Below are 8,486 nucleotides of genomic sequence, written 5' to 3'. Positions count from 1 at the left end.
TCGCCACCGATGAGGAAGGTGGCCTCGCGGTCCTCCCAGCATTCGTAGATGTTGGGGCAGCCGGCCTCTTCGCACACGGTGTGCAGACCCTCGCGCTTTACCAGCGACTTGAGTTCGGTGTACTCCGGCCCGGTGCGCAGCTTGGTCTTGATCCACGGCGGCTTGCGCTCGATCGGGGTCTCGGCGTTGCGCACCTCAAGGCGCAGTAACTTACGGCCTTCGGGGACGACACTCACCGGGTCAATGCTACGCGGATCTGTCCGTCCAGAGCACCGGAGACGGCGTCGGCGACCGCGGTCGTGACATCTTTCACTCCGACCTCCCGGCCCAGTTCAGCAGTCAGCGAGGTCACCCCGGCATCGGAGATGCCGCACGGGATGATGCCGCCGAACGCGCCCAGGTCGCAGTCGCAGTTCAGGGCGAACCCGTGCTGGGTCACCCCGCGCGCCACCCGGATGCCGATCGCGCCGACCTTGCGCGGGGGCTGTCCCGGCACCCACACCCCCGAGCGTCCCTCGACCCGGCCGGCGTCCACCCCGAAATCCGCGCACACCGTGAGGAGTGCTTCCTCAAGGCGCCGAACGAAATTCACCACATCGAGCGGCTCGGTCAGCCCGATGATGGGATAGCCGACGAGCTGGCCTGGGCCGTGCCAGGTGATCTTGCCGCCGCGGTCGGTGTCAACCACCGGTACCCCGTCGACGGGACGTTCCTCGGGCAGGGTGCGCTTGCCCGCGGTGTAGACGGGCGGATGCTCCAGCAGCAGCAGGGTGTCCGGACCACCGGCCACCCGCTCCTCGGCGATCTCGCGCTGCAGCTGCCAGGCCTCGCGGTAATCGACGGTGCCCAACAGCTTGACCTGCAACGGCGCCGGGGACGACCGGATGGAATCCATGACCACAACGCTACGCGGGCGGCGCGCCCGCGGTGACGTAGGCCAGCGCCTCGCCGACCGTCTTGTGATGGAACACGAAACCGGCCTGCTCCAGTGCGGCCGGGATGGCGCGCTGCCCGCCGAGCAGACCCTCGTCGGCGAACTCGCCGAGCACGGCCCGCAACGCGAAGCCGGGCACGATCATCGGGGTCGGTCGGTGCAGGGCGCGACCGAGCGCGGAGGTGAACTCCCCGTTGGTGACCGGTGCCGGCCCGGTGAGATTGACCGGCCCGGCCAGCGCGGTGTGCGAGATGGCGAACAGCATCGCTCGCACCTGGTCCTCCAGGCTGATCCACGGAAAGTACTGCCGCCCATCGCCGAGCCGGGCCCCCAGGCCCAACCCGAACAGCGGACGCAGCCGGTTGAGCATGCCGCCGCTGGGTGACAGCACCAGCCCGGTGCGCAGCAGCACCACCCGCGCACCGGCCTCGGAGGCGGCCGCGGTGGCCGCCTCCCAGTCCACGCACAACTGGGCCAGGAAACCCGCGCCGTGCGGGGTGCTCTCATCCACCACCCGGTTGCGGGTGTCGCCGTAGAAACCGACCGCGCTGGCGTTGATCAGAAGCGGCACACCGGCTTCGGCGACGGCGGCGGCCAGCACCTCGGTGGGCTCGATCCGGCTGTCGCGCAGGCTCTGCTTGAACGCGCCCGACCACCGCTTGGCGCCGACGTTGACGCCGCACAGGTTCACCACGACATCCACGCCGGCCAGCTCGCCGACATCGAACTCACCGGTGTCCGGATTCCAGAACACCTCGTCGGCATTCGACGGACGCCGGCGCACGATACGGATCACCCGGTGATCGGCGGTGCGCAGCGCCGTGGTCAGCGCAGAGCCGATCAGACCCGAGGATCCCGCGATGGCGACGACCATGCTCGCCACCGGCTACAAGCCCAGGTCGGCCTCGAATGCGCCCTCTTCGAGACGACGCTTGACGGTGGTGAGGAAGCGGCCGGCGTCGGCGCCGTCGATCAGGCGGTGGTCGTAGGTCAGCGGCAGGTAGGCCACCGAACGCACACCGATCGACTCGTTGCCGTTGCCGTCCACGACGACCCGCGGACGCTTGACGATCGCGCCGGTGCCCAGCATCGCCGCCTGCGGCGGGACCAGGATCGGCGTGTCGAACAGCGCGCCCTGGCTGCCGATGTTGGTGATGGTGAAGGTGCCACCGGAGAGCTCGTCGGGCTTCAGGTTGCCCGAGCGCGCGCGGGCCGCGATATCGGCGATCGCGCGGGCCAGCCCACCGAGGGAGAGGTCACCGGCGTTGTGCACGACGGGGGAGAGCAGACCCTGCTCGGTGTCCACCGCGAAGCCGAGGTGCTCGGCGTCGTAGTAGGTGATCTCCTTGCTGTCCTCGTTGTAGCTGGCGTTCACGTTCGGGTGTGCCTTGAGCGCGTCGACGACGGCCACGGCGAAGAACGGCAGGAACGTCAGGTTGACGCCCTCACGCTCGGCGAAGCTGGCCTTGGCCTTGGCCCGCAGTGCCACGATCTTGGTCAGGTCGACCTCGTGGGTCTGGGTCAGCTGGGCCGTGGTCTGCAGGCTCTCGCGGGTCTTCTTCGCGGTGATCTGCCGGATCCGGTTGGCCTTCTGGGTGGTGCCGCGCAGGTGCGCCAGCGCGGGAGCGGCGGCGGGCTTCGACGGGGCAGCGGCCGCGGGCGCGGAAGCAGCAGGAGCGGCGGCGGCGGGCGCCTTCTTGGCGTCGGCCGCGGCGAGCACATCCTGCTTGCGGATGCGTCCACCGACACCGGTGCCCTTCACCGAGTTGAGGTCGACACCGTTCTCGGTGGCCAGCTTGCGTACCAGCGGCGTGACGTAGGGGGAACCGTCACCGGCGGGTGCGCTCTCGGCGGCCGGGGCTGCCGCGGGCTTGGGTTCCGGCTTCGGCTCGGGCTTGGGCTCGGGCTTGGGCTCGGCCTTCGGTTCGGGCTTGGGTTCCGGCTTGGACTCGGCCTTCGGCTCGGGCTTGGGCTCTTCCTTCGGCTCTTCCTTGGGGGCCGGCTCCGGCTCGGGATCGCTCGCCGGTGCGGCGTCGGCCGAACCGATCTTGGCGAGCTCACCACCGACCGGGACGACGTCGTCTTCCTCGGCGGTGATCGAGAGCAGCGTGCCGGCGACCGGCGACGGGATCTCGGTGTCGACCTTGTCGGTGGACACCTCGACCAGCGGCTCGTCGACGGCGACGTCGTCGCCGACCTTCTTCAGCCAGCGGGTGACGGTGCCCTCGGTGACGGACTCACCGAGTTCGGGCATGGTGATCGAGGTGGCATCGCCGCCACCGGAGGCGGCAGGCTTGGCGGGCTCGGACTCGGCGGGCTCGGGCTCGGCCTCTTCGGCGGGCGCCTCTTCTTCGGCGGCAGGCTCCGGCTCGGCCGCGGGCTCGGGCTCGGGCTCGGCTTCTTCGGCGGGGGCGGAGTCGCCGGAGTCGACCGACTCGCCCTCCTCGCCGATCAGCGCGAGATCGCCACCGACCTCGACGACGTCATCCTCGGCCGCGATGATCTTGGTGAGCACACCGGCGATGGGCGACGGGATCTCGGTGTCGACCTTGTCGGTACTGACCTCAAGCAGGGGTTCGTCGACGGCGACGGTGTCGCCCTCCTGCTTAAGCCATCGCGTGACGGTCCCCTCGGTGACGCTCTCACCGAGTGCGGGCATCTGGACGGAGATTGCCATGGGTTTTGACTCCTCGAAAGTCATCGTCACGTGTCGTATGAAATGCCCTTCTATCCTGTCACGTCCGTCGCGCGCGGTCGTCGCGGACCGTCGAGTCGATGCTCTGGCACCATCGAAGAAGGCGTCCGAGAGGAGTAACCCCAGTTGGGACTGTTCGACAGGTGGCGGCGTCCGCGCAGCGGATCGCGAGCACAGACCCGAAAACAAGCTTCTGCCGACTTGGCGTACCTCCGCGACTGGGTTGCCACGCACACCGGGGTGGAGGCCTTCGTGGAGCCTCAGACCGTCGTCACCGAGGTCACCGTCGTACTGGTGGCCGCCGACGGGGAATGGACCAGGCGGCGCACCGGCGGGGACGCCGGGGCACACCGATTGAGCAAGCAACTCGACATCCCGGTCTACGACGTGCAGAAAGTGGGCTACCCGCAGCGCATGCGCGATTACGATGCGCGTCGCCGCATCGAGCGCGACCGTGCGATGCGCAAAGACCTCGAAAGGTAGCCATGACCGACACCACCGAACGGTTCGTCGACAGTGCCGACGGGACCCGCATCGCGGTCTTCGAACAGGGCAACCCCGACGGCCCGACGGTGGTGCTGGTGCACGGCTGGCCGGACTCCCACGTGCTGTGGGACAGCGTGGTGCCTTTGCTTTCCGAACGCTTCCGGGTGATCCGCTACGACAACCGCGGTACCGGGAAATCGACGGCGCCCAAACATCATTCGCGCTACACCATGGCCCGTTTCGCCGACGATTTCGCCGCGGTGACAGCGGCGGTCAACCCGGGTGCGCCGGTGCACGTGCTGGCGCACGACTGGGGTTCGGTCGGGGTATGGGAGTACCTGGCGCGCCCCGGTGCGGCCGACGTGGTGGCGTCGTTCACCTCGGTCTCCGGCCCCAGCAGCGACCACATCAACCGCTTCATCGTCGATGGACTCAAACGGCCCTACCGGCCGCGCCGATTTGTGCACGGGCTCGGTCAACTCGCCCGGTTGTCCTACATGGGTGCGTTCTCCACACCGGTGCTGGCGCCCGCCGCCGTCCGGATCGCGTTCGCGCGCGGCGGTATGCGGCGGCGGCTGCTCAAGGACGGCATCGCGCCCGAGGCCATCCACCATTCCGAGTCGTTCGTCGGTGATGCGGTCAACGGCGTCAAGGTGTACCGGGCCAACTTCTTCCACGGTCTGCGGCACGCTCGCCCCGACCATCGCGTCGACGTCCCGGTTCAGCTGATCGTGAACACCAGGGACCCCTACGTCCGGCCCTACGCCTACGCCGACATCCCGAACTGGGTGCCCCGGCTGTGGCGCCGGGACCTGGTCGCCGGGCACTGGTCGCCGATGTCGCATCCGGGCCCGCTGGCCCGGGCCGTCACCGAATTCGTCGACCACCTCGGCGGCGCCCCGGCCGGCCGCGAGCTCGCGCGGGCCGAGGTCGGCGTCGAGCGTGCGCCGTTCGGCGATCAGCTGGTGTCGGTGACCGGCGCCGGCAGCGGTATCGGGCGCGCCACCGCCCTGGCCTTCGCCGCCCTGGGCGCCGAAATCGTGGTGAGCGACATCAGTGAGGGTGCCGCGGCCGCGACGGTCGCCGAAATCACCGCCGGCGGCGGGACCGCCCACGCCTACCGGCTCGACGTGGCCGACGCCGAGGCCGTCAACAGGTTCGCCGAGCAGGTCTGCACCGCGCACGGGGTGCCCGATGTGCTGGTGAACAACGCCGGTGTCGGGCATGCCGGGCTGTTCCTGGACACCCCGGCCGACCAGTACGACCGGGTGCTGGACATCAACTTCGGCGGAGTCGTCAACTGCTGTAGGGCCTTCGGGACGCGGATGGTCGAACGCGGCACCGGCGGGCACATCGTCAACGTGGCGTCGATGGCCGCGTACTCGCCCACCCAGGTGATGAACGCCTATGCGACCAGCAAGGCCGCGGTGTTCATGTTCTCCGACTGCCTGCGTGCCGAGCTGGATCCGGCCGGGATCGGGCTCACGACGGTATGCCCGGGCGTCATCGACACGAACATCATCGACGGCACCCGCTTCGATGTGCCCACCCACAAGCAGGCCGGGGTGGAACCGCTACGGGCACAGATCAAGAAGGGTTTCGCCCTGCGCCGCTACGGACCCGAGAAGGTGGCCAAGGCCATCGTGTCGGCGGTGCAGAAGAACAAGCCCATCCGTCCGGTGACCCCGGAGGCCTACCTGGTCTACGGGGTGGCGCATGCGCTGCCGCAGGTGATGCGCAGCACCGCGCGCACCAACCTGGGCTAGCCGTTCGCGGCGATGTCCTCGAGGACCGCGAACATGGTCCGGGTCGGCACACCGGTGCCGCCCTTGGGGGTGTAACCCCACGGCCCGCCGGTGTTGTAGGCGGGGGCGGCGATGTCGATATGCGCCCACTGCACGTCATCGGCGACGAACTCGCGCAGGTACACCCCGGCGACGAGCATGCCGGCGAAGCGCGAGGAACTGACATTGGCCAGATCGGCGACCGTCGACTTCAGGTCGTCCTTCAGTTCCTCGGGCAGCGGCATCGCCCAGCCGTTCTCGCCGACCGACTGCGACAGGGTGGCCACCCGGTCGCGGAACTCGTCGCTGCCCATCACGCCCGGGGTGCGCGAGCCCAGCGCCACGGTCTGCGCACCGGTCAGCGTCGAGGTCTCGATGAGGTAGTCGGGGTCGTCCTCGCAGGCCCGCACGATCGCGTCGGCCAGGATGAGGCGGCCCTCGGCGTCAGTGTTGAGCACCTCGACGGTGATCCCGCCGTACTGGGTCAGCACATCGCCGGGCCGCTGCGCGGTGGAGGAAGGCATGTTCTCGGCCATCGGCACGGTGGCGATGACGTCGATGGGCAGCTTCTGCTTGGCGGCCAGCACCACCGTGGCGATGACGGCGGCCGCGCCACCCATGTCGGAGGTCATGTGGTGCATGTTGGCGGCGGGCTTGATGGAGATGCCGCCGGTGTCGAAGGTGATGCCCTTGCCGACCAGCGCGACCCGCTTGCCGCCCCGCTTGGCGCCCTTGTAGGTCAGCCGCACCAGCCGCGGGAGCCGGGACGAGCCCTGGCCCACGCCGACGATGCCGCCGTAACCGGCCTTGATCAGTGCCTTGTCATCGAGCACCTCGACCACCAGGCCGACCGATTCGCCCAATGCCTTTGCCTGCTTGGCGAACTCGGCCGGGAACAGGTGGCTGGGCGGGGTGTTCACGAAATTGCGGGCGGTCGCGACGGCGGAGGCCACATCGACGGCACGGGCGGCTGCCGCCTTGGTGGCGGCCTTCGCGTCGGCTGCCAGCGCGACGATCTTGGTCAGGCCCTTGTCCTTGGGCGCGGTCTTGTCGCTGCGGAAGTCGGTGAACCGGTAGCCCCCGAGGATCAGCCCCTCGATGGCGGCTTCCAGGTCCAGGGTGGACAGCGCGGTGACGACGGTGCCGACCTTGTCCAGCGAGCGCGCCGCGGCACCCGCGGCACGGCGGATCGTGTCGGCCGGCCATTCGTCGGCCGCATCGCCCAGACCGACGGTCAGCACGCTGGCCACCGGCAGCGCATCGACCACCAGTCGGTGCAGTTGACCCTCGCCGCCGGTCCCATTGAGCGCCTGCACACCGGACTCGATCGCCGCGATGGCGTCGGCATTCAGCACGCCATCGACGTCCAGGACGGTCGGACCGGCATCGCCGGTGACCACCGGTACGACGAGCACGGCGTCGCCGATCCCCCTGCCGGGCAGGGACGAGCTGACGGTGACGGTGGGGGCCTGGTATCCGGGTGCGCTGCTCATCCGACCAACCCTAATCAGATCAACGCGTATGCGTTGACCGGCTCGTCGAACCCCTTCAGCCGTAGCGGTGCCGCGGCGGCGGTCGCACGGCCGGGCGACAGTTCGTGGACGGACTCCGAGACCAGGATCTGCCCCGGCGTCGCGGCGGCCACCAGCCGGGCCGCGCGGTTCACCGGATTGCCGAAGTAATCCCCGCCGAAGGTCAGCACCGTGCCGTAGTCCAGCCCGGCCCGGATCAGCAGACCGGTTTCGGCCGCGCGCGGATGCCCGACGATGTCCTCGGCGACCCGCACCAGCTGCTCGGGTGTCGGTGCCACCCACATCACCTCATCGCCGATGAACTTGACCAGCCGGCCGCCGAGGGAATGGATGACATCGGCTGCGGCGGCGCTGAATTCGTTGAGCAGGGCCGTCAGTTCGGGGATGCTCAACGTCCGGGTCAGCGACGTGAAACCGGACAGGTCGGCGAATCCGACGCCGCACACCACCGTCGCGGGATCCTCGCGGGCCACCTGCTCGAAGTACATCCGGGTGGTCCGCAGGTGATGGCGGTGCACGGCGTCCATCAGCGCGCCGAGGCGTGGCACGAACTCGGCGGCGACCCGGTAGGCCCTGGCGGTGCGGAACTCGTCGTGGGACTGCTCGATCTGGATGTCCGGGGTGTTCGCGCGGATCATCGAGGCGACCGCCTCCGAGAGCCGCGCCATCCCGGACCCCACCACCCGCAGCAGGGCGGTGGCCGCCTCATCGCCGAGCGGCCCGCGCATGTCGGCCCAGGTGGCCAAACCGTCCACATCGGCCTGGCTGAGCACGAACTCGTCGGGACCGGCGACGGTGAGACCGAGCGCCGCCCAGGCCCGCCCGACCTCGGCGACCGGGAGTCCCAGGGCGTGCGCCGCGGTGGTCAGGCTGTGAATCGGCGGTCCGGTCAGCTGGACGGCGTCACCGGCGAGCCCGAACAGCCGTCCGCGCTGTTCGGCGTCGACCATCTCTTCGGCGCTGAAGCCGAGCCCGGCCAGGTATTCGATCAGTGCCGCCCGGCCGTGCGCATCGGCGATCCCGGCGGCCTGCAGCGCGTCGAAGTCCACCACCGG

General features: G+C 69.7%; 7 protein-coding genes and 1 pseudogene. 2 read left to right on the top strand and 6 right to left on the bottom strand.

Going from position 1 to position 8,486, the window contains the following annotated elements:
* The 4 genes and pseudogenes from ASE48_RS08830 to sucB all read right to left on the bottom strand — a co-directional run.
* A pseudogene (locus ASE48_RS08830) lies at window positions 1-236 on the bottom strand (lipoyl synthase); the annotation flags it as partial.
* Window positions 233-895 carry a lipoyl(octanoyl) transferase LipB gene (lipB, locus tag ASE48_RS08825; protein WP_057166686.1) on the bottom strand — a complete coding sequence of 221 codons (663 nt, stop codon included), beginning with the start codon at window positions 893-895 and terminating at the stop codon, window positions 233-235. The gene lipB and the pseudogene ASE48_RS08830, both read right to left, overlap by 4 nt.
* A 10-nt stretch (window positions 896-905) precedes the next feature.
* On the bottom strand, window positions 906-1,808 hold the full coding sequence (locus ASE48_RS08820; RefSeq protein WP_057166685.1) for a TIGR01777 family oxidoreductase: 903 nt from the start codon (window positions 1,806-1,808) through the stop codon (window positions 906-908).
* A gap of 12 nt (window positions 1,809-1,820) precedes the next feature.
* Window positions 1,821-3,611 carry a 2-oxoglutarate dehydrogenase, E2 component, dihydrolipoamide succinyltransferase gene (gene sucB, locus ASE48_RS08815; protein ID WP_057166684.1) on the bottom strand — a complete coding sequence of 597 codons (1,791 nt, stop codon included), beginning with the start codon at window positions 3,609-3,611 and terminating at the stop codon, window positions 1,821-1,823.
* A 144-nt stretch (window positions 3,612-3,755) separates the two neighbouring features.
* On the opposite strand from sucB, the gene ASE48_RS08810 reads away from it, so the two are divergent.
* Both ASE48_RS08810 and ASE48_RS08805 read left to right on the top strand, forming a co-directional pair.
* Window positions 3,756-4,112: a hypothetical protein gene (locus ASE48_RS08810; protein WP_057166683.1), complete on the top strand. Its 357-nt coding sequence runs from the start codon at window positions 3,756-3,758 to the stop codon at window positions 4,110-4,112.
* 2 nt (window positions 4,113-4,114) lie between these two features.
* A complete protein-coding gene (locus ASE48_RS08805) occupies window positions 4,115-5,881 on the top strand; it encodes an SDR family oxidoreductase (RefSeq protein ID WP_057166682.1) in 1,767 nt (588 codons plus the stop codon).
* On the opposite strand, the gene ASE48_RS08800 is transcribed toward ASE48_RS08805, so the two are convergent.
* Both ASE48_RS08800 and ASE48_RS08795 read right to left on the bottom strand, forming a co-directional pair.
* Window positions 5,878-7,392: a leucyl aminopeptidase gene (locus ASE48_RS08800; protein ID WP_057166681.1), complete on the bottom strand. Its 1,515-nt coding sequence runs from the start codon at window positions 7,390-7,392 to the stop codon at window positions 5,878-5,880. The two genes, ASE48_RS08805 and ASE48_RS08800, sit on opposite strands and share 4 nt — an antisense overlap.
* Before the next feature lie 14 nt (window positions 7,393-7,406).
* Window positions 7,407-8,483: an adenylate/guanylate cyclase domain-containing protein gene (locus ASE48_RS08795; RefSeq protein WP_057166680.1), complete on the bottom strand. Its 1,077-nt coding sequence runs from the start codon at window positions 8,481-8,483 to the stop codon at window positions 7,407-7,409.
* Window positions 8,484-8,486: the final 3 nt, after the last annotated feature.

The organism is Mycobacterium sp. Root265 (assembly GCF_001428895.1).
Taxonomy (GTDB): Bacteria; Actinomycetota; Actinomycetes; order Mycobacteriales; family Mycobacteriaceae; genus Mycobacterium.
Note: the sequence above shows the minus strand (reverse complement) of the source record. Positions and strands in the feature narration are given on the sequence as shown.